The sequence below is a fragment of the Tepidibacter thalassicus DSM 15285 genome, assembly GCF_900129915.1.
In the GTDB taxonomy this organism is placed as follows: domain Bacteria; phylum Bacillota; class Clostridia; order Peptostreptococcales; family Peptostreptococcaceae; genus Tepidibacter; species Tepidibacter thalassicus.
Window position 1 is genome coordinate 58,666 of the sequence record NZ_FQXH01000006.1, and the last position, 21,626, is coordinate 80,291.

25 protein-coding genes are annotated in these 21,626 nt (G+C 28.5%); 4 read left to right on the forward strand and 21 right to left on the reverse strand.

Annotated elements, in window-relative coordinates; translation table 11 throughout:
• Nucleotides 1-2: 2 nt before the first annotated feature.
• The 12 genes from BUA19_RS02220 to BUA19_RS02255 form a co-directional block, all read right to left on the reverse strand.
• The gene (locus BUA19_RS02220) at nucleotides 3-644 is read right to left on the reverse strand and encodes a cyclodeaminase/cyclohydrolase family protein (RefSeq protein WP_072723258.1); all 642 of its coding nucleotides are present in this window, start codon (nucleotides 642-644) and stop codon (nucleotides 3-5) included.
• 12 nt (nucleotides 645-656) lie between these two features.
• On the reverse strand, nucleotides 657-1,913 hold the full coding sequence (hutI, locus tag BUA19_RS02225; protein WP_072723259.1) for an imidazolonepropionase: 1,257 nt from the start codon (nucleotides 1,911-1,913) through the stop codon (nucleotides 657-659).
• 9 nt (nucleotides 1,914-1,922) lie between these two features.
• Nucleotides 1,923-2,819 carry a glutamate formimidoyltransferase gene (gene ftcD / locus BUA19_RS02230; protein ID WP_072723260.1) on the reverse strand — a complete coding sequence of 299 codons (897 nt, stop codon included), beginning with the start codon at nucleotides 2,817-2,819 and terminating at the stop codon, nucleotides 1,923-1,925.
• Nucleotides 2,820-2,843: 24 nt separating this feature from the next.
• On the reverse strand, nucleotides 2,844-4,871 hold the full coding sequence (locus BUA19_RS02235) for a urocanate hydratase (RefSeq protein WP_072723261.1): 2,028 nt from the start codon (nucleotides 4,869-4,871) through the stop codon (nucleotides 2,844-2,846).
• A gap of 17 nt (nucleotides 4,872-4,888) precedes the next feature.
• Nucleotides 4,889-6,415 (reverse strand): histidine ammonia-lyase, encoded by a 1,527-nt coding sequence (gene hutH / locus BUA19_RS02240; protein ID WP_072723262.1) that lies wholly within the window; start codon nucleotides 6,413-6,415, stop codon nucleotides 4,889-4,891.
• A 179-nt stretch (nucleotides 6,416-6,594) separates the two neighbouring features.
• Entirely contained in the window at nucleotides 6,595-7,596 is a 1,002-nt protein-coding gene (locus BUA19_RS02245) for a LacI family DNA-binding transcriptional regulator (protein ID WP_072723263.1), read from the reverse strand.
• 131 nt (nucleotides 7,597-7,727) lie between these two features.
• Nucleotides 7,728-7,886, reverse strand: a complete 159-nt coding sequence (locus BUA19_RS11630; RefSeq protein WP_178137424.1) for a hypothetical protein — start codon at nucleotides 7,884-7,886, stop codon at nucleotides 7,728-7,730.
• A 90-nt stretch (nucleotides 7,887-7,976) separates the two neighbouring features.
• Entirely contained in the window at nucleotides 7,977-8,147 is a 171-nt protein-coding gene (locus tag BUA19_RS11635) for a hypothetical protein (RefSeq protein WP_178137425.1), read from the reverse strand.
• Between the two features lie 116 nt (nucleotides 8,148-8,263).
• Nucleotides 8,264-8,422, reverse strand: coding sequence for a hypothetical protein (locus BUA19_RS11640; RefSeq protein WP_178137426.1), 159 nt, complete (start codon nucleotides 8,420-8,422; stop codon nucleotides 8,264-8,266).
• Between the two features lie 82 nt (nucleotides 8,423-8,504).
• Nucleotides 8,505-8,663: a hypothetical protein gene (locus BUA19_RS11645; RefSeq protein ID WP_178137427.1), complete on the reverse strand. Its 159-nt coding sequence runs from the start codon at nucleotides 8,661-8,663 to the stop codon at nucleotides 8,505-8,507.
• 109 nt (nucleotides 8,664-8,772) lie between these two features.
• Nucleotides 8,773-8,994 carry a hypothetical protein gene (locus BUA19_RS02250; RefSeq protein WP_072723264.1) on the reverse strand — a complete coding sequence of 74 codons (222 nt, stop codon included), beginning with the start codon at nucleotides 8,992-8,994 and terminating at the stop codon, nucleotides 8,773-8,775.
• Between the two features lie 50 nt (nucleotides 8,995-9,044).
• Nucleotides 9,045-9,482 carry a hypothetical protein gene (locus tag BUA19_RS02255; RefSeq protein WP_072723265.1) on the reverse strand — a complete coding sequence of 146 codons (438 nt, stop codon included), beginning with the start codon at nucleotides 9,480-9,482 and terminating at the stop codon, nucleotides 9,045-9,047.
• A gap of 190 nt (nucleotides 9,483-9,672) precedes the next feature.
• On the opposite strand from BUA19_RS02255, the gene acpP reads away from it, so the two are divergent.
• Entirely contained in the window at nucleotides 9,673-9,900 is a 228-nt protein-coding gene (gene acpP / locus BUA19_RS02260; protein ID WP_072723266.1) for an acyl carrier protein, read from the forward strand.
• Nucleotides 9,901-9,923: 23 nt separating this feature from the next.
• Here the strand turns inward: acpP and BUA19_RS02265 are convergent, their stop codons facing one another.
• Nucleotides 9,924-10,934 carry a nucleoid-associated protein gene (locus BUA19_RS02265; RefSeq protein ID WP_072723267.1) on the reverse strand — a complete coding sequence of 337 codons (1,011 nt, stop codon included), beginning with the start codon at nucleotides 10,932-10,934 and terminating at the stop codon, nucleotides 9,924-9,926.
• Nucleotides 10,935-10,936: 2 nt separating this feature from the next.
• Nucleotides 10,937-11,848 carry an RluA family pseudouridine synthase gene (locus tag BUA19_RS02270; protein WP_084601899.1) on the reverse strand — a complete coding sequence of 304 codons (912 nt, stop codon included), beginning with the start codon at nucleotides 11,846-11,848 and terminating at the stop codon, nucleotides 10,937-10,939.
• Nucleotides 11,849-11,979: 131 nt separating this feature from the next.
• On the opposite strand from BUA19_RS02270, the gene BUA19_RS02275 reads away from it, so the two are divergent.
• Both BUA19_RS02275 and yfcE read left to right on the forward strand, forming a co-directional pair.
• Complete coding sequence (locus BUA19_RS02275; RefSeq protein ID WP_072723268.1) at nucleotides 11,980-12,780, forward strand: NAD(+)/NADH kinase; 801 nt, start codon at nucleotides 11,980-11,982, stop codon at nucleotides 12,778-12,780.
• A 12-nt stretch (nucleotides 12,781-12,792) separates the two neighbouring features.
• Entirely contained in the window at nucleotides 12,793-13,338 is a 546-nt protein-coding gene (yfcE, locus tag BUA19_RS02280; RefSeq protein WP_072723269.1) for a phosphodiesterase, read from the forward strand.
• 22 nt (nucleotides 13,339-13,360) lie between these two features.
• Here yfcE and BUA19_RS02285 read toward each other — a convergent pair whose 3' ends face one another.
• The 5 genes from BUA19_RS02285 to BUA19_RS02305 all read right to left on the reverse strand — a co-directional run bounded on the left by BUA19_RS02285 (nucleotide 13,361) and on the right by BUA19_RS02305 (nucleotide 17,890).
• Nucleotides 13,361-13,711, reverse strand: a complete 351-nt coding sequence (locus tag BUA19_RS02285; protein WP_072723270.1) for a hypothetical protein — start codon at nucleotides 13,709-13,711, stop codon at nucleotides 13,361-13,363.
• 26 nt (nucleotides 13,712-13,737) lie between these two features.
• The gene (locus BUA19_RS02290; protein WP_084601900.1) at nucleotides 13,738-14,076 is read right to left on the reverse strand and encodes a DUF1294 domain-containing protein; all 339 of its coding nucleotides are present in this window, start codon (nucleotides 14,074-14,076) and stop codon (nucleotides 13,738-13,740) included.
• Nucleotides 14,077-14,200: 124 nt separating this feature from the next.
• Nucleotides 14,201-15,427, reverse strand: coding sequence for a peptidase T (pepT, locus tag BUA19_RS02295; RefSeq protein ID WP_072723271.1), 1,227 nt, complete (start codon nucleotides 15,425-15,427; stop codon nucleotides 14,201-14,203).
• A 69-nt stretch (nucleotides 15,428-15,496) separates the two neighbouring features.
• Nucleotides 15,497-16,540, reverse strand: coding sequence for a sporulation integral membrane protein YtvI (gene ytvI, locus BUA19_RS02300; protein WP_072723272.1), 1,044 nt, complete (start codon nucleotides 16,538-16,540; stop codon nucleotides 15,497-15,499).
• 105 nt (nucleotides 16,541-16,645) lie between these two features.
• On the reverse strand, nucleotides 16,646-17,890 hold the full coding sequence (locus tag BUA19_RS02305; RefSeq protein WP_072723273.1) for an HlyC/CorC family transporter: 1,245 nt from the start codon (nucleotides 17,888-17,890) through the stop codon (nucleotides 16,646-16,648).
• 146 nt (nucleotides 17,891-18,036) lie between these two features.
• Here BUA19_RS02305 and BUA19_RS02310 point away from each other — a divergent pair, with 146 nt between their 5' ends.
• Nucleotides 18,037-18,702, forward strand: coding sequence for a nitrite/sulfite reductase domain-containing protein (locus tag BUA19_RS02310; RefSeq protein ID WP_072723274.1), 666 nt, complete (start codon nucleotides 18,037-18,039; stop codon nucleotides 18,700-18,702).
• Nucleotides 18,703-18,725: 23 nt separating this feature from the next.
• On the opposite strand, the gene BUA19_RS02315 is transcribed toward BUA19_RS02310, so the two are convergent.
• Together BUA19_RS02315 and BUA19_RS02320 are read right to left on the reverse strand one after the other, a co-directional pair.
• Entirely contained in the window at nucleotides 18,726-20,153 is a 1,428-nt protein-coding gene (locus BUA19_RS02315) for an alanine/glycine:cation symporter family protein (protein ID WP_072723275.1), read from the reverse strand.
• A 99-nt stretch (nucleotides 20,154-20,252) separates the two neighbouring features.
• Nucleotides 20,253-21,599, reverse strand: a complete 1,347-nt coding sequence (locus BUA19_RS02320) for an alanine/glycine:cation symporter family protein (protein WP_072723276.1) — start codon at nucleotides 21,597-21,599, stop codon at nucleotides 20,253-20,255.
• Between the last annotated feature and the right edge of the window lie 27 nt (nucleotides 21,600-21,626).

Genomic DNA, 21,626 nt, shown 5'->3' on the forward strand with positions numbered 1-21,626 from the left:
ATTCAATTTAATTTTTCATATATTTTTCTAAGTACTCTATCTTTTATCTCTTTACCTTCATTTAAAATCTCTTCACATTCCCTGTTTTTATTTTCCACAAAATCCTTATCATCTAATCCACATAAATTCACTTTTACATTAAGTACTGCTCCCTCAAGTCCACTGTAAAGAAGAAGATTTCCCACTCCTAAATCCGTTATAGCATTTTGATTTCCATAATCTACAAAATACTCCATAAGTTTTAAACCTTCTAATGATAATTTAGCAGTTTCAAAAGGAACATCTATGGATTTTATAGTCGCTTTTTTTATTTCTTCTTTTCTTATCTTCTTTTCTTCATCTGTTTCTCTTGGAAGTTTAAATGCTTTCATAACTTCGCTAAAAGACTCTGTATCTTTGTCCACAAGTTCTAAAAGCGTATTTCTTATATATCCTAATTTTTCAAATCTATTCTTAAATTCTTCTTTTATATTCTCATCTAAACTCTCATATTTTTTCTTTCCAAAACTTAAATTTCCCATCATCCTTCCTAAACTTATTCCTATATTAGATACTAATGCTGATACAGATCCTCCCCCAGGAGCAGGAGAAGATGAATCCACTTCATTACTAAAATCCACTATTTTCATATCTACAAGCCTCACAAAAAGTCCCCCTTAATATACTATCCTTCTATCATCTACAACTAATTTTCCTTCTTTATAAACTCTATATACATGATTTATCCCAAAATGGTAAATTATATATTCAATATTTGGAGCATCAAATACTACTAAATCAGCTTTTTTGCCAACTTCAATAGAACCTATCTCATCAGCCTTATCAACAGCATATGCACCATTTATAGTTACAGCTGTTAATACTTCACTTGGAGTCATATTAAGTGCCAAAGAACCTAGCTGCATTATAAACTGTATATTTTCAGTAGGACAACTTCCCGGATTATAATCCGTAGAAAGAGATACAGCAACCCCAACTTCAATCATTTTTCTAGCATTAGCATAATCTTTCATTAAATTAAATGATGTTCCCGGAAGAATATTAGCTATAACTTTATTTTCAGCCATTAACTTCATTCCATTTTCACTTGCTGCCATCAAATGATCTGCTGATATAGCTTTTAACTCTGCTGCAAGCTCTGCTCCTCCTATTGGAACTATTTCATCAGCATGAAGTTTTAATTTATATCCAATTTCTTTTGCTCTTTGAAGTATCTTTTTAGTTTGATCTACCGAAAAAACTCCCTCTTCACAAAATACATCAACAAATTCTGCTAATTCTTTGACTTTTGGAAGCATTTCTATTACTATATCAACAAATTCATCAGGATTTTCCTTATATTTAATAGGTACAGCATGAGCTCCTAAAAACGTAGACACTATATCTACAGGATGATTTTCATTTAACTTTTTAGCTACTTTAAGTTGTTTTACTTCTGTATCAAATTCAAGTCCATATCCACTTTTAGCTTCCACAGTTGTTACTCCATACTCAAGCATAATATCAAGACTTTTTTTAGCTTTATTATAAAGCTCATCAAAAGATGCTTCTTTAGTTGATTTAACTGTACTTAATATTCCTCCACCCCTTTTTAATATATCGATATATGAAACTCCACTTATTTTTAAAGCAAATTCATTTTCACGAGATCCCCCATGAACTAAATGAGTATGAGAATCCACAAGTCCCGGTGTTACTGTAAGACCTTTCGCATCGTGAATTTCAGTATTTTTTCCTATTAATTTATCCATTATATGCCCTTGTCCTATATCTAATATTTTCCCATTTTTCACAGCAACATAAGCATTTTTAAGTATCTCAATGTTATTCATTTCCTCTTTTATTCTGGGTCCATTTGTACCTCTCATCGTAACTAAATTTCCTATATTTTTTATAATTAAATCTGCTTCCACATCAATCACCTACTCCATAAGTCCTGATTCTAAAATTTTATCCATATTAAAATTTTCTAACCCCAAATAATAAGCAGCAGTATCAGCTAACGCTTCCATAGGAACAAGTCCAACTATTTCACTTCCAAGAACATTTACCCCATATCGTTTAGCTTCCATTTTTACCATTTCAAAAGCTCTATACATTGCAGTTTTGGTATAATCTGTTAAATTCATGGTAACTTGAACTATTCCTTTTTCTGGTATTTCTACTGGACCTGCTTTTACAAATCTCAATCCTCCACTTGAATGTCTTATACATTTTGCAATTTTATTTGCTATTTCTATATTAGTTGTATCTAAATTTATATTATAAGCAATAAGAGGCATTCTCGCTCCAATAGCAGTAACCCCAGCTGTAGGATGTATTTTACTTTCTCCAAAATCAGGTTTCCAGTTAGGATCTTTAAGTTTTTCACTCATTCCTTCAAATTGTCCCTTTCTAATTGTAGCTAAATTTTCTCTTTCAGGTTTTGTAGCTGATTTTTCATATAAAAATACTGGTATATTATACTTTTCCCAAACTTCTTTCGCAGTTTCCCTTGAAAGTTGTATTGCTTCTTCCATACTCATTCCTTTAATCGGAATAAAAGGCACTACATCTGTGGCTCCCATTCTAGAATGTTGACCTCTATGCTTATTCATATCAATAAGATTAGTCGCTACTCCTATTGACTGAATAACTGCATTTTTTACAGCCCCAGGCTCTCCAATTACAGTTACAACCAATCTATTATAATCTTTGTCCGCTTCGTAATTTAAAAGTTTAACACCTTCTTTTCCCCTTAAAGGCTCAACTATTTTTTCTATTTTTTCTAAATCTCTACCTTCACTAAAATTTGGAACACATTCTACTATTTTAGCCATTCTTATTAACCTCCTTATCAAAATTTATTCTTCAAAAACTTTTTCAACAATACTTTTTATCAGTTCATCACTAGCTATGTAAGGAAGAGTTATATGATCTGTTCCTTTATTTATTTTATTGTATTCAATACTTGTAGTTATCGAATTTTCATTTCTTGCCCAAGCACGTCTTGCAACTCCTCCCATAACATCCCATGGCATAGCTGATCTTAAAATGTCATCAACTCTTTGACTTCCATCTAAAACCATTCCAAATCCGCCATTTATAGCTTTTCCAATACCAACTCCTCCTCCATTGTGAAGTGCTACAAGACTCATACCTCTAGCTGCATTTCCAACAAAACAATGAGTTGCCATATCAGCCATTATATTACTTCCATCTTTTATATTAGATGTTTCTCTAAATGGAGAATCTGTTCCTGAAACATCATGATGATCCCTTCCTAGCATCACAGGTCCTATTTCTCCCTTTCTCACCATTTCATTAAATTTAAGAGCTATCTTTGTTCTTCCCATTGCATCTTGATAAAGTATTCTCGCTTTAGTGCCAACTACTAATTTATTTTTATGAGCATCTCTTATCCAAATATAATTATCTCTATCTTGATACCTTCTGTTTGGATCTATGCACTCCATAGCAGCTCTATCAGTTTTTAATAAATCTTCTTCACTTCCACTTAAACAAACCCATCTAAATGGTCCATATCCAAAATCAAATAATTGAGGCCCTAATATATCTTCTACATAAGACGGAAATATAAATCCATCTCTTTCATCTACTCCATTTTTAGCTATTTCTTTAACTCCTGCATCATATACTGCTTTCATAAAACTATTTCCATAATCGAAAAAATAAGTCCCTTTTTTAGTAAGCTCTTTTATTAATTCAAAGTGATGTCTCAATGTATTATCAACGAGTTCCTTAAATTTAGACTTATCTTTTCCCAAAAGTTCTGTTCTTTCTTCAAATGTAAGCCCTTGAGGACAATATCCTCCATCATAAACAGCATGACAAGAAGTTTGATCTGATAACAAATCTATTTTTATATTATTTTCAACTGCATACTCAAGTAAATCTACTATATTCCCATGATATGCTATTGCACAAGATTCTTCTTTTTGCATATAATCTCTAGCAATTTTAAAAGCCTTTTCACAAGAATCGGTAATTTTACTTATCCATCCTTGTTCATATCTAGTTTTAATTCTAGAATAATCAACCTCTGCTATTATTCCAACTCCATTTGCTATTTCAATAGCTTTACCTTGTGCTCCACTCATTCCCCCAAGACCTGATGTTACAAATAACTTACCTCTTAAATCCCCATCTTGAGGAATTCCTAGCATCAATCTTCCTGCATTGAGAATTGTAGAATATGTACCATGCACTATTCCTTGTGGTCCTATATACATCCATCCTCCAGCAGTCATTTGACCATAATTAGCAACTCCAAGTGCCATGGCTCTATGCCAATTTTCCTGATTATCAAACATTCCTACCATTAAAGCATTTGTTATTATAACCCTAGGTGCATTTGGATGAGATTTAAAAAGCCCAACAGGATGTCCAGATTGAATAACTAATGTTTGATCAACTGTTAATTCTTCTAAATATTTTTTTATAAGTCTATACTGCATCCAATTTTGACAAACCTGCCCAGTTTCACCATACGTAACAAGCTCATAAGGATAAAGCGCAATATCAAAATCTAAATTATTATCTATCATCACTTGAAAAGCTTTTCCTTCAATGCACTTTCCATTGTACTCATCTATTGGCTTTGCCTTTATATTTCCAGCTGGTCTAAATCTATATCCATAAATCCTACCCCTAGTTAGTAACTCATTTAAAAATTCAGGTGCTAATTTCTCATGAAGTTCCTCTGGTATATATCTAAGTGCATTTTTAAGTGCAAGTTCAGTTTCAGATTTAGTTAAATTAAACTCTCTTTTTGGCGCCCTTCTTATTCCCTCAACAAACTCAGGCATTTCAGGTAATTCACTGTCAAGCTTAATTGTCATGGCACTCGAAATATCGATATTAGATATCATAAAAACTCCCCCTCTTTTTAAAATAATTTTCCTATTTCTTTTTCTACATTTTCAACTATAATATTAGATTCTATCAATTCTTCACACTTATTTATTTTTTTATACATAATAACATCATCAACTATCTTATCAATATGCTTTCTAATTATTTCATATGCTATATTCGTTCCTTTTCCAAGCCCCTTATTTCCTTTTAAATCTACTCCTTGTGCTGCTGCAAATATCTCCATTGCCAAAACCTTTCTAGTATTTTCAAGTATTTCTCTTGCTTTTCTAGCAGCTATAGTCCCCATAGAAACATGATCCTCTTGATTTGCAGATGAAGGAATTGAATCAACACTTGCTGGATGTGCTAAAACTTTATTTTCCGAAACTAATGATGCAGCCGAATACTGAACTATCATAAACCCAGAATTCAAACCTCCTTTTTGAGTTAAAAATGCTGGAAGTCCTCCTAAAGCTGGATTTACTAACCTTTCCAATCTCCTTTCAGAAGCATTTGCAATTTCAGCAAGTGCTATTCCTAAAAAGTCAAAACTCAAAGCCATAGGCTGACCATGAAAATTTCCACCCGATATAACATCTTCACTATCTGGAAATATAAGAGGATTATCTGTAGCTGAATTTATTTCTATATCAACCTTTTGTTTAATATAATCTATAGCATCTTTACTTGCACCATGTATTTGAGGTATACATCTTAAAGTATAAGCATCTTGAACTCTAACCTCACCTTGTTGTGTAGTCATATTACTATCTTTAAGTATATTTAATAAATTTTTAGCTGTATTAATTTGTCCAATATGCGGCCTTACATTATTTACTTTTTCATCAAATGCTGTAACTATACCACTTAAAGCTTCAATAGTTAATGCTGCACTAATATCAGCCATTTTAAGTAAATTTATAGAATCATATATAGTCAAAGCTCCTATAGCAGTCATTACTTGTGTGCCATTTATAAGAGCAAGTCCTTCCTTTGAAGTAAGTTCAACCGGAGAAATATCAGCTTTAGTTAAAGCATCTTTTCCGCTCATTTTTTCTCCATTATAAATAGCTTCTCCTTCTCCAATCATTACTAGAACCATATGTGATAACGGTGCTAAATCTCCAGATGCACCAAGTGAACCCTTTTCTGGTATTACAGGATGAACGCCTTTGTTAAGCATTTCTATTAACGTATTCAAAGTTTCAAGTCTAATTCCAGAATTTCCTTTAGCTAAAGCATTTATTCTAAGAAGCATTATAGCTCTTACAATATCTTCCGAAAAACTCTTTCCAACACCACAAGAATGACTAACTATTAAGTTTTTTTGAAGAATTTTAGTTTCTTCTTTTGATATAACTACATCTGAAAACTTTCCAAAACCAGTTGTTATTCCATACACTATCTTTTCTTCGTCTACAAATCTATCTACAAGTTTTCTACTCCTTATAACATTTTCTTGAGCTTCTTTTGAAAGCTCTACAATATAGTTTTTTCTTGAAACATTAATAATATCTTCTATACTAAGATTTTTTCCATTTATACACACTTTCCCCAAACTATATCCCCCCTCAATTTTTCTCAATATTATATATATTTAAAAATATTCTATATTATTATAATTTTCCCTTTATTTTTTTAAAAAAACTTGCATGTTTAATTTATTTTTTAATACACTAAAGTGTTAATTTGTTATATAATTAAATGTTTATGTCAAAAAAAGAAGTAGGTTAAAACCTACTTCTTAGATACACTTTGTCTTTCTATTAATTTATAAGGTAGATAAATATTTTTATCTACTATTTCTTCTTCATTTATCATTTTTACTATCATTCTTATAGAAACTGCTCCCATATCATATATAGGTTGTTTTATAGTAGTAATACTTGGTCTGTATATAGATGCTAATTTTATATCATTAAATCCTGCTACAGATATATCTTCTGGAACTTTATACCCATTATCCAATATACAATTAATTACACCTACTGCAACCTCATCATTTGTAGCAAATACTGCATCTGGAATATTTTTAATTTCAAATATTTCATTCATAAGATAATACCCAGACTCACTAGTAGCATCTCCTTCTTTAATCAAACTCTCATCTAATTGCATATTGCTTTCTTCCAAAGCTTTTTTATATCCTTTAAATCTATCTGAATCCATAATGCTATCTTGCACCGAAGACTTTATAAAAGCTATTTTTTTATGTCCATTTTCTATCAAATATTTCGTCATCTCATAAGCAGCTTCAAAATTATCAATACTTACAGAATAAACATCAAATTCTCTAGCATTTTTACTTATATACACAGCTGGTATATTTCCATTTTTTATAGCTTGTACATGCTTCTCTTCAATTTTCCATGATACAAATATAATTCCCGCAACTTGCTTTGACCTCAAAAGATTTATGTATTTTAACTCTTCATCCGGCTCTCCATAACTATTACATAAAAGTATATCGTAATCATATATTTTCCCTACTTCTTCTATTCCATTTAAAAGTTCTCCCATAAAAAAATCTGATATATCCGGAACTATAACTCCTATTAGTTGACTTTTTTTAGTTACAAGACTTCTAGCTAAAGGATTTGGAACATATCCCGTTTCCTTAATTATTTTTAATACCCTTTGTCTTATTTCATTACTAACTGGTTTTGAATTATTTATAACTCTCGAAACTGTAGATATAGAAACTCCAGCTTTTTTAGCTACATCTTTTATCGTAACCATAATATCACTCCTTCCTTATATTTGAATTTTACCCTTATTCTAACTTAATATTCTTCATTATTGTCAAATATTTATTATATCATTAAAATACTAAAAAAATAAAGAGCTAGATTAAATCTAGCTCTTTATTTTTAACAATCAAATTCATTACATGCACAAAGTATTAATATTAATACTAAAAATGGAATCCAATCGCATATATCTATATCATCTAAACAATCTTGGAATATTATAAATAAGAAGAATAATGCTATTATCCACCATCCATCAAAATCCTTAAAAAATCCCATAATCTAACCTCCTATTTTATTTTTGAAGATTAAATCTTCTTTTTTATACTATGAATTTACCATCAAATATGTTATAAAAATCCAAAGTTTTTAACATTTGTTATGACAATCAAATTCATTACAAGAACAAAGTACTAATATTAATACTAAAAATGGAATCCAACTACATATATCTACATCTTCTAAACAATCTTGAAATACTAAAAATAAAAAGAATAATGCTATTATCCACCAACTATCACAATTTTTAAGAAATCCCATAATCTAACCTCCTATTTTTTATTTATTAAAGGTTAAACCTTCTCATATATACTATGCTGTTACTTTAAAATGTGTTAATTAAAAAAAGAGCTAGATTTTTCTAGCTCTTTTTTTAATTAACAATCAAATTCATTACAAGAACAAAGTATTAATACTAATATCAAGAATGGAATCCAATCGCATATTTCTATGTCCTCTATAGTATCTGTAAATAATACGAATAAGAAAAATAATGCTATTATCCACCATCCATCAAAGTCTTTAAAGCAACCCATGACCTAACCTCCTGTTTTATTTATTTGAAGGGGATACCTTCTTCTTTATACTATGACGATTCAATTAAATGTGTTAATGTTATTAACAATCAAATTCATTACAAGAACAAAGTATTAATATCAATATAAAGAATGGAATCCAATCGCATATATCTATATCATCTAAACAATCTTGGAATATTATAAATAAGAAGAATAACGCTATTATCCACCATCCATCAAAATCTCTGAAACAGCCCATAATCTAACCTCCTTATTTATTTTTGAAGGTTATACCTTCTGATTTATAATATGAATTTTTTATTATATTTGTTAACACAAAAAAAGAGCTAGACTTTCCTAGCCCTTCTTTAACAACCACAACCATCATCAAAACAGAAACACACTAATATTATTAATAAAATTATAAATAAGAAGTTATTATTATCTCCGCAACCACAACCAAAGTCAAAATCAAAATCACAACAACATAATAACACTAATATTATCAATATAAATATAAAACAAGAATCATCTCCTCCAAATAATCCTCCGCACCCGTGACGGAACAATTCACCTAAATTAGTAGCCATCTATTATACCCCCCATTAATATATTGAAGGTTAATTCCTTCTCTTTTATGTTATGAGGGTTCATTAAAATATGTTACTCTTATAAAAGTACTTTTTAAAATTTTCTCCATTTCATTTTGCGCTAAATTATTGTATTTATTATAATCACAAACATATTTATTAATATTTTCTTGATCATTGTTTATATTTTTTAAAATTAATTTAATTTTTTCTAATGACATTATTTTATATTTAAAGTACTCATCAAAAATATAAGGTCTTTTTATACTAGATAAACCTCTTTTTATATTTTCTATCCTATTTAAATAAATATCTGTATTTAATTTAATATATTTTAAATTATTATTATAATCGTCTACTATAAAATTTATTTCTCTAACATATGGCTTTATATCTTTAATAGTTAATAATACTGAATTTTGACAAAAACTTAAAAACATAAAAAAAATTAATACATTCAACATAAAAATAATCATATTTTTTTTCATAACTTTCCTCCTTTGTAGTATTTTCTTTAATATATATATTCAATTTTAGACTTGTTATTCCAGTAATATTAATGTATAATTTTCTAAAAATAATTTTTATATTTCAAAAAAATATTGAAAAATAACTCAACATATATTAAACTACTATTGAAAATATCGAAATCGAAAAAGTATATTAGGAGGTAAATACATGTTTGAAAAAGTAAGAGAAATAATAGCTGATCAACTAGGCATTGACAATGTAGAAACTATAACAAAAGAAACTTCTTTAATTAATGATTTAGAAGCAGACTCTCTTGATGCTGTTGAAATAATGATGGCTCTTGAAGATGAATTTGATATTGAAATCCCAGATGAAGAAGCTGAAAATTTCAAAAACATAGGAGATATTTGTGATTATATAGAAAACAACAAATAAAAAAGAGGGAATTTTTTCCCTCTTTATTTTTCTTCATAAAACTTAACATTTTTAATTATTATATCTACACTTCCATCAGTATTTTTCTTTATTTGATATTTAAGATAATCTTCAAATTCATCTAAATTTGCTTTTATTTCAAATCCAGTATCGGTTTTTATAACTTTCTTTTTAAGTTTTTTTTCAACCCATTTCTTATCTATATTAAAACTCTTTTCTTCAATTCCTTGCTCAAAAAGATCCTCTTTAAAACTATACTTTAAATCTTCCTCGTCTATTGTTTTATCTAAAAATTCATCTATATTTACTTCATCTTTTTCTTTTAAAGTATATATTAAATTTTCTCTAATTACAGTAGCCGTTTCTATATCATCATAAAAACTATTCGCTATCCACTTTTCTATTGAATTTTTAAATATTTTGGTTTTATCTTTATCGTCCAGTATCAAACTGCAATTTAAAAATTCATTTATAAATAGACTTTCCTCTCTATAAAAATTTTTAGCTGCATCTTTATCCAAAACCTTTAAATGATATTCATCATTTACTCCACTTAATCCTATTAATGCACATCTTTTAAGTTTTTGAGATGAACTTGGAAGTCCTACTTCATGGGGAACTATATTTATCTTAAATTTTTCATCTACAACTTCTATAGAGTGAGTATACAACTTTTTATATTCAAGTGGAATAATAGCTACATACACATCATCTTTTATAGAATATAAACATATAGCTAAATCGCATGAATCTATATTAGAATTTCCCTTCATTTTATCAAACATATTAATAGCAATTTCTTTAGAATTATCTACAAAAGTAGAATTATCGTAAATTATTTCTTCACACAATTTTTTTATAATATTTTCATCATTAAATAAAGCTTTTTTTATATCATCATCTCTTAATACTTTTTTGATGTGTTTTTGAAATAATTCTTCTATTTCTTTATTTATAACCCCTTCAAAATCATTAAGTATAGGAACATCACTATTTTTATCTAAAACATGAATTATAAACTTATGTATCACCATAATTAATCCTCCCTTAACTTATCTATTAATTCTTTTATATCATTTGGCACATCTGCTTTAAAATGTAGATTTTCCCTTGTTCTAGGCTGTTTAAAGTCAAGAGATAACGCATGAAGCGCTTGTCTTTTTATTAAATTTTCATCTACGTATCCATAAAGTTCATCTCCTATTATTGGATAACCCATATAACTTAAATGAACCCTTATTTGATGTGTTCTTCCCGTTTCAAGAAGTATTTCTAATACCGTTGCATCTTTTAATCTCTCTATTACCTTAAAATGAGTTATAGATTTTTGACCATTTTCATGAACAATCCTTTTTACACTATCATCACTTGGTCTATATATAGGTGCATTTATAGTGCCAAAATCCTCTTGAACTACTCCTTTTACCACAGTTAAATATTTCTTTGTAACTAAATTTTTATTCATATCTTCCGACAATATATGATGTGCATAAGCATTTTTAGCTACCACTAATAATCCCGATGTATTCATATCAAGTCTATTTACAAATCTTATTCTAGATTTTTCATTTTCGTCTTTCAAATAAAACATAAGTCCATTAGCAAGTGTTCCTTTTGGATGACTTTTTGTAGGATGCACCACCATAAATGGAGGTTTATTTACCAATATAATATCAAAATCATCATATAAAATATCAATATTTAAATCTTCACATTCAAAATTATTGGGATCTTCATTTATTTTTATCTCTATTAAATCTCCCTTTTTAACTTCATAGCTTAACCTTTTAAATTCTCCATTTACAAATATACTCTTATCTTTTTTCACCTTAGATATAAATCTTAATGACATATTTAATTTATCTAATAGTAACTCTTTTAAAGTTATTCCATTTTCACAAGATTTATATGAAATTAAATTATACTTTTGATTTTCTTTCTCTAACAAATTAAATCCTCCTTTTTTTGATAATCCAACAAAAGTATTATATTATTTATATTTTAAGTAAGCAAGCTAATTAGATTTTTATATTTATGATATAATATATTTATGGTATACAATAAAGGAGAGAGATTTCTATGAAGCGAATAATCAATATAACCTGTAATGAATACAAAAAATCTCAAAAAACAGCTGAACTTTTAAAATCAAAATTAGAATCTCTAGGATTTAAAATCCCAGATAAATTTGACTTCAATGCAGAACTTATAATTTGCATAGGTGGAGATGGTTCTTTTTTAAGAACAATTCACGAATACGATTTTCCCGAAATCCCTATAATAGGAATAAACACTGGACACTTAGGTTTTTTTCAAGAAATACACCCTTATGAAATAGATAATTTTATAAATTCATATATAAATAACAATTACTATATACAAGAAATAAACCCTATAGAAACTTCTATATGTACAAGAAGTAACTGTATAGAATCTTTAGCTATAAATGAAGTTGTAATTAAAGGAGATGTTTCTAGGACTATCCACCTCAATATAAGTGTAAATAACAATTTTATCGAAAAATTTAGTGGAGATGGAATTATAGTTTCAACTCCTACCGGCTCTACAGCATATAATTATTCTGCCGGTGGAAGTATAGTTGACCCAAATTTAAAACTACTTCAAATAACTCCACTTGCTCCTATAAATACCAATGCCTATAGATCATTTACTTCTAGTATAATTTTATCACATGACTCTATAGTAAATGTAAGTCCAGAATATAGATTTGAAAACTCTATTTTAATAGTAAATGATGGAGTTGAACATAAATACAATGAAATAGTTAAAATTATTGTTAAATCTTCAGAACTTAAATTAAAACTTTTAAGACTTAAAAACTATGAATTTTGGAGCAAAGTATCAGAAAAATTTTTATAGGAGGTATTTAAAATGAGAATAGGTATTATAAGTGATACACATGGGAGTTTAACTTACTTTGAAAAAGCTTTAAATGCTTTAGGAAATTGCGATTATATTCTTCATGGTGGTGATATATTATACCATGGCCCGAGAAATCCTCTTCCAGAAGGATATAATCCAAAAGACCTAGCTATAAAAATCAATTCATTAAGTAATTTAATATTCACAAGAGGAAACTGTGATTGCGATGTAGACCAAATGGTTATAAATCATCCAATACAAGCTCCATATGTTTTCACTCAATTAGGTAAGCTTAAAATTCTTTTATGCCATGGCTATAGAAAATCTAAAGAAGAAATTATCAAAATGGCAAAAGATTATAAATCTGATATACTAATATACGGACATACTCACATTAAAGAATTATATAAAGATGAAAATTTAATAATTTTAAATCCAGGAAGTACATCTCTTCCTAAAGACGAAGTTCATTCTGTAGCTTTAATAGAAAATGATACTATTAAACTTATTAACATAAACAATAAATCTATAATAAAAGAATTGTCTATTAAATAAAGTCCTGCAACTATACAGGACTTTATTTCATCTCATCAACTCCAAAGCCATGGCATTCTGTCACAGGAACTACAAACAAAAAACCAACTCCCGGCTTTTCTATATAATTAAGCTCCTCTTTAATTTTATTTACTGCTTTTCTAAGTACAAATTCATCTCTTATAACACTTACTATAGTTTTATTATAAGGCTTATGACCTTCTATAAGTTTTTTTATTCCCGAAAATATAGGTACATCAACGTCATGTTCAAGTAATACCTTACCCATTCCTTCACTATCTATAACAGTAGCCCCTAATCCTAAATGAAAAAATATATCTAATATATCATCCAATTTATCTACTTTATTTAAGACTAAAAACAAAGCATTCATAAATTACCACCCTTTCGTTTAAAAATTTACTTAAAAATAATATATTTATATACCAAAAATAATATAATAACATTTAATAAAAATATTACAGGAATACCTATATAAAAACTACTCTTTTGTGTTTTATGTCTAAATACTGTCATCCCCATAACTGTACCTAAAGCTCCTCCTATAAATGAAATTACAAAAAATTTAGCTTCTCTAGTCCTAAACCTTCTCCTAATCGCCTTCCTTTTATCAAGCCATATTAGTATAAATCCATAAAAATTTATGACAACATAATAATACAATAAATACATATGTAAATTTTTCATAAAACCATCTAAGTTAGTAAAAAGACCTAAAGTATTTTTAAAAAAACCCATCCTAATATGCCCCTTTCTTTAGTATGTACATATTATTATATCATTTTTTTGTGAAATTTTATAATTTTCTAATTCATACAAAAAAATCAAATCTCACAAACAATATGAGATTTGATTTTTTATATTATTGTTGTTCATATTTTTGTACTATTTTAATTATAAGCTCAACTGCTTTTTCCATAGCAAAAGTTGGTATATACTCATATCTGCCATGGAAATTAAGTCCACCAGTAAATATATTAGGCGTTGGAAGTCCCTCAAATGAAAGTCTAGCTCCATCAGTACCTCCTCTTATAGGTTTTACCTTAGGATTTATTCCCACTTCTTTCATAGCTTCTTCTACAATATCAACTATGTATTTAACAGGCTCTACTTTTTCCTTCATATTGTAATATTGATCTTTCATTTCAAGTATTACAGTTTTATCTCCGTATTTATCATTTAATTTTTTAACTATACTCTCCATTAACTCTTTTCTTTCTTCAAATTTATTTTTATCAAATTCTCTTATTATATAAATCATTTTACATTCTTCAACATTACCATTTAAATCATTTAAATGATAAAAACCTTCATATCCACATGTTTTTGATGGTATTTCATCTTTTGGAAGCATTGAATTAAGTTCCATAGCTATTAAAATTGCATTTTTCATTTTATCTTTTGCATACCCTGGATGAACATTTTTTCCTTTTACTGTAATAGTTGCTCCTGCTGCATTAAAATTTTCATATTCAAGCTCTCCAATTTCTCCTCCATCTAAAGTATAAGCGTATTTTGCACCAAATTTTTCTACATCAAATTTATCAGCACCTCTCCCAATTTCTTCGTCTGGAGTAAATCCTACTCTTATTTTTCCATGCTTTATTTCAGGATGAGTTATTAAATACTCCATAGCTGTTATAATTTCTGCAATACCAGCTTTATCATCTGCTCCTAAAAGAGTCGTCCCATCCGTAGTTATCAATTTTTTCCCTATATAATTTAAAAGCTCTGGAGAATCCTTTGGAGATAATACAATATTTTTTTCTTCATTTAATACTATATCTTTACCATCATAATTTTCAATTACTTTAGGATTTACATTAGCACCACTCATATCAGGAGATGTATCCATATGAGCTATAAATCCAATAGTATCTATCTCTTTATCAGTATTCGCTTCAAGAGTTGCCATTATGTATCCATTTTCATCAAGTTCCACATCACTCATTCCTATTGATTTTAACTCCTCTACCAAAAAGTTTGCAAACTTAATTTGATTACTAGTACTAGGACAAGTATCAGATTTTGGATCAGATTTTGTATCGTATTTTACATATTCTAAAAATCTTTCCACAACATTTTTCATAATGTATCCCTCCCCTAAAACCTTTTCAATTATATTCTACCATTTTTTTGAATCCATAAAAATATTTTTTTACAATATATTTACTTTTTTAAAAATCTTATAAAAAACAACTAAAAACGTTAAATAAATCATTCCCAAAACACCATAAGCTTTAAGTCCTATAAATATTATAGCAAGAGCTGTTACAGGATGTATTCCTACTGATTCAGAAATTACTTTCGGCTCTAATAATTCTATTAAAACAGTTATTATAATAAAAAGAACTAATATACCTATACCTATCACATATTTTTTAGTAAATAAATAAAACATAGCTATCGGAATATAAATTATACCTATTCCCAATACCGGAATTATATCCAATATAACAACTAAAATACTCATAATCAATGCATATTTTACCCTTAAAATCAAAAATCCAATTAATGTAACTATAAATGTTATACCTACCAAAATAAAATAAGCTTTTAAATATCCAAACATTATTTTGTTAGCTTCATTTAGCATCTCTTTAACCTTTTTCTTTCCCTCACAAGAAAAAATTCCAAAAAATTTATTCTCTATACTTTCGATATCCTTTGAAAAAAAATACGTAGTGAACAATACTACAAATAAAACTACTATCATAAATGGAACTGTTATAATTAAATGAATAGATTTACTCAATATTTTTAAAACAAAATCAAATAAGCTGGAAACATTAGAATATATTTGTTTATGTATTTTATCTACTAATCTTGAATCAATTTTACAGTAAAAATTATTTAACTTATCAAAATGACCATCAACATGATTATACAGTCTATTTACATCATTAATTGAATTTAAAATATCCTTTGACTCTATATTTATGTTAAATAACATTAAAGTTAAAATACCAATTAATATAATAATCACCGATATAGTACATATAAGTGCTGATATTCCTTTTTTTATTTTTAATTTTTTTTCCAAAAAATCAGTACATGGTTTTATAAATATTACAATTATAAAAGCTAATAAAAAAGGAAATATATACGATATAGTAACTGAAAATACCACAAATACTATTGTGTATATTAATACAAAAATCAATAATTTTTTCATATTATTTATAAAATCTTCATTGAACATAATAATCACCTTAATTAATCTTTTTGCACATATTATCTACTTTTTAACTTTTATATATTCAAAAAAAATAGAATCCTCATCATTTTGGATTCTATTTTTTTTAATTTAAACAAACATTCTTATTGTCTTTATTCTATTTTTATCGATACTTTCAACTATAAATCTAATATTATTATATTCAACTACTTCTCCTTGCTCCGGAAGTCTTCCAAGCTGTCCTATTAAAACTCCTCCAATAGAATCAAATTCTTCTGACTCTATATTTGTTCCTACAATTTCATTTACTAAAGTTATTCTAGTACTTCCATCTACTATATACTCATTCTCATTTATAATTTTAATTTCATCATCTTCTTCATCAAACTCATCTTCAATATCTCCTACTATTTCTTCTAGTAAATCCTCCATTGTAACAATTCCTGCTGTTCCACCATACTCATCAAGTACTATTGCCATATGAACTTTTTCCTGTCTCATTTCTTGAAATAACTCTGTAATTTTCTTAAATTCAAATGTAAAAAAAGGTTCTCTCATGTAAGTCTTTATATCAAAATTTTGTTTATCTTTTTCAACAAATACCAAATCTTTTACATTTAGTATTCCTACTATATTATCTATATTTTCCTCATATACTGGCATTCTGGAAAAATGGTCTTCTTTAAATATTTCAACTATTTCATCATATGTTGATTCTATATCAATAGCTACTACATCAGTTCTTTGAACCATAGCATCTTTTACCTGTAAGTCTCCAAATTCAAACACATTTTGTATCATTTCCTTTTCTTCAACTTCAAGTACTCCTTCTTCATGACTTACATCTATCATTGTTCTCAATTCTTCTTCTGTTATAAATGGTTGATGAACATCAGGATTTCCACCAAATAACTTTATCATAAATTTAGACAAATGATTAAATACAACTACAATAGGATTAAGAATAATAACTACAAAAGATATAATTTTTGAAACCTTCAAAGAAACTTCCTCTGATTTTTGAGCTGCTAATGATTTGGGAGTTATTTCTCCAAATATTAATACAAGTGTCGTCATAAAAACAGTTGCAATCACAGCTCCATTTTCTTTGAAAAGCTTTATAAATAAAGATGTAGCAAGTGCTGATGCACCTATATTCACAACATTATTACCTACAAGTATAGCTCCCAATAATCTATTTGGATTTTCAATTAATTTATTTACTAAATCTGCTCCCTTAATATTTTCTTCTGTCATATGTCTTATTTTTATCTTACTCAAAGACATCAGCGCAGTTTCCGACGCCGAAAAGAAAGAAGATATTCCTAACAATAAAAACAATAATAAAAATTGTCCCAAACTACTCAGATCCAAAATATATCACACTCCTAAAAAAATATATCTAGATATAATTATATCACAGTCTTAAATTTTTCTATATAATATTTTTGTTTTAACAGACATTAAATGGGAATAATATATGTTGTGGTTATAAATATAATATGAAAGGAGTTTTTTTTATGAACACAAAAGATTTATTAGAAAAAGGAGCTGTTCTTCAAAGAGATAAAGAAACTTTTGCAATAGCACCTCATATTCCAGGTGGTATTATAACTCCAGATACTCTAAGAAAAATTGCAGATGTTGCAGAAAAATACAAAGCACAAGCTTTAAAATTAACATCTTCTCAAAGAATTGCAATAGTAGGTTTAAAAGAAGAAGATCTAGACAATGTTTGGAAAGACTTAGATATGAAACCAGGTGCTGCAATTGGATTATGCGTAAGAAGCGTAAAAATCTGTCCTGGAACTACATTCTGTAAAAGAGGACTACAAGACTCAGTTGGTATTGGAATGAAATTAGATAATTTATACCACGGAATGAACCTTCCAAATAAATTAAAAATAGGTGTTAGTGGATGTCCAAATTCTTGTGCAGACAATCACTTCAGAGATATAGGAATCATGGGAACTGCAAAAGGCTTTAATATACAAGTAGGTGGTAAAGGCGGTGTAAAGCCTAGAATAGGAGATACGCTGTACAAAAATGTTGATGAAAAAGATTTATTTACAATAATAGATAAAATAGTTAAAGTATATGCTGAAAACGCAAAAAAACACGAAAGATTAGGCGCTTACATAGATAGAATTGGTATTGAAGAATTTAAAAAACAAGTAGAAAAGTAAAAAGGACTGAAGTTCAGTCCTTTTTACTTCTCTATCCAAAAATCAGCATTTTTTATTCCTAATTTCACAGGATCAAATTTTGGATCTTTACCTGCTGCTTTTTGTTCTTCATAATCTTTAAGAGCCTTAAATGCAGGTTTTCTTAAAAGTAATATAGCAATAACATTTAACCATGCCATTAAACCAACACCTATATCACCTAATCCCCACGCTAATTTTGCTGTTTTAATTGAGCCATAAAAAGTAGAGCCCAACAATACAATTCTTAATAAATTGATTAAAATTTTACTTTTACCTTTTCTAATTAAATAAGTAACATTCGTTTCAGCAATATAGTAATAAGCCATTAATGTAGAAAATGCAAAGAAAAGTAAAGCTATTGCTACAAACCCAGAACCAAATGCAGGAAAAACTGTTTCAACTGCTTTTTGAGTATAAGCAGGACCTATCTCAACATTCCCTAAATTATTTACTATAAATCCACCATCTTTACCGTAAACATTGTACATTCCCGTAATTAAAATCATAAAACCTGTTGCAGAACATACAAATAATGTATCTATATATACTGAAAATGCTTGAACCAAACCTTGTTTAACCGGATGAGAAACTTCAGCAGCAGCTGCTGCTTGTGGACCTGTACCTTGACCTGCTTCATTTGAATAGATTCCACGTTTTACTCCCCAAGAAATAGCCATACCTATTATTCCAGCAAAAGCTGGCTCAACAGCAAATGCACTTTTAAAAACTAATGCAATAACAGCAGGTAATTTAGTAATATTTAATGCAATTATTATCAAAGCGACAAATATATATCCAGTAGCCATAAATGGCACTATTATCTCTGCTGCTCTACTAATACGTTTAACACCACCAAATATTATAAGTCCTAATAACACAACTATTATACCACCACTAATATATGGTCTAATTCCAAATGCATTATCTAATGATAAAGCAATACTATTTGATTGAATACCTGGTAATAAAAATCCCATTGCAATTATAGTCGCAATAGCAAATGTATAAGCATACCATTTAATACCTAAACCTTTTTCAATATAGTACGCAGGTCCTCCACGATATTCTCCATCTTTCTCAACTTTATAAATTTGTGCCAAAACTGATTCAACATAAGCAGAACCTGCACCTAAAAATGCAATAGCCCACATCCAAAACAGAGCACCTGGTCCTCCCATGGCAATTGCAGTGGCAACACCAGCAATATTACCTGTACCAACACGACCAGAAACGGACAGAGCAAATGCTTGAAATGAAGATACTCCTTGTTCAGAACTAGAACCTCCAAATAATAACTTTACCATATCTTTAATATGACGAACTTGTAAAAAACGAGTTGATAATGAAAAATAAATCCCTGCTCCTAAACATAAATAAACAAGTTCTTTACTCCATATTAATCCATTTAAAGTCTCCACTAAATGCCCCATACAACCCCCCCTTTAAAATTACTTAAAGTTACACAATTATATTTTACTACACTCAAGCAATTTTGTCAATATTCTAAAAATATTATCAAATTTGAATTTTTAAAATTTAACTCCAAAATATTTTTTTGTTTCAAGTATTATCACATTACTCAATCCTATAATAGCAATTAGATTAGGAATTGCCATTAATCCATTTACAATATCAGCAATTATCCATATTAAGTCTAATTTTAAAAACACTCCTACCAAAACTAAAAATATATAAATATATCTATAAGGTTTTATTCCTTTTATCCCAAATAAATATTCACTACATCTTTCCCCATAATAATTCCAACCTAAAATAGTTGTAAATGCAAAAAATATAAGTCCTATAGTAATTATAAATTCTCCTACTTTAGGTATTGGAAATCCTTTTTGGAATGCAAATGCAGTCATTTGAGCTCCAACATATTCAGATTTATATGCTTCTGTTAAAACTAATGTTACACCTGTCATACTACATATTATAATTGTATCAAAAAAAGTTCCTGTCATCGATACTAAACCTTGTCTTACACACGATTTAGTTCTAGCAGCAGCTGCTGCTATAGGAGCAGATCCTAAACCTGATTCATTTGAAAACACACCTCTTGCTATTCCACTTTGAATTGACTTCATAACTGTCGCACCAAGAAAACCACCTGCTGCAGCTACAGGAGTAAATGCAGATTTTATAATTAAATAAATAGTCTGAGGAATAACTTTTATGTTATACACAATAATCATTATCGAGCCTAATATATACAATACAGCCATAAATGGTACTATAAATTCACATACCCTCGAAATACTCTTTATACCTTTTAAAGTTACTAATGCTACAAGTAAAGTTATAGCCATGGCACTTACTACTATTGGAATATTAAATGTAGCATTTAATGCACTTGTAATAGCATTAACTTGTGGAAATGTCCCTATACCAAAGAAAGCTACTCCTATGCCAAACACCGCAAATAATTTTGCTAAAAATTTATTTCCAAGTCCTTTTTCAATATAATACATTGGTCCTCCTGACATTTGACCATTTTCATCTACTTCTCTATACTTTACTGCAAGCAACCCTTCTGCATATTTTGTAGCCATTCCAAAAAATGCTGCTATCCACATCCAAAAAAGCGCTCCCGGACCTCCTGCTTTTATAGCTGTCGCAACCCCAACAATATTACCCGTACCAATTGTCGCAGCAAGTGCTGTACAAAGAGCTGCAAAACTTGATACATCTCCATCACCATTATTATCTTCATCTTTTTTAAATAAATATTTTAAAGCTAAAGGCAATTTAAATATCTGTAAAATTCCAAGCTTTAATGTTAAATAAATCCCTGTACCAACTAGTAAAACAAGTAATGGTGGTCCCCATATAAAAGAATCAATCTTACTAAATATTTGAATAACATTTTCCATACACAACACACCTCTCCTAATTTTAAT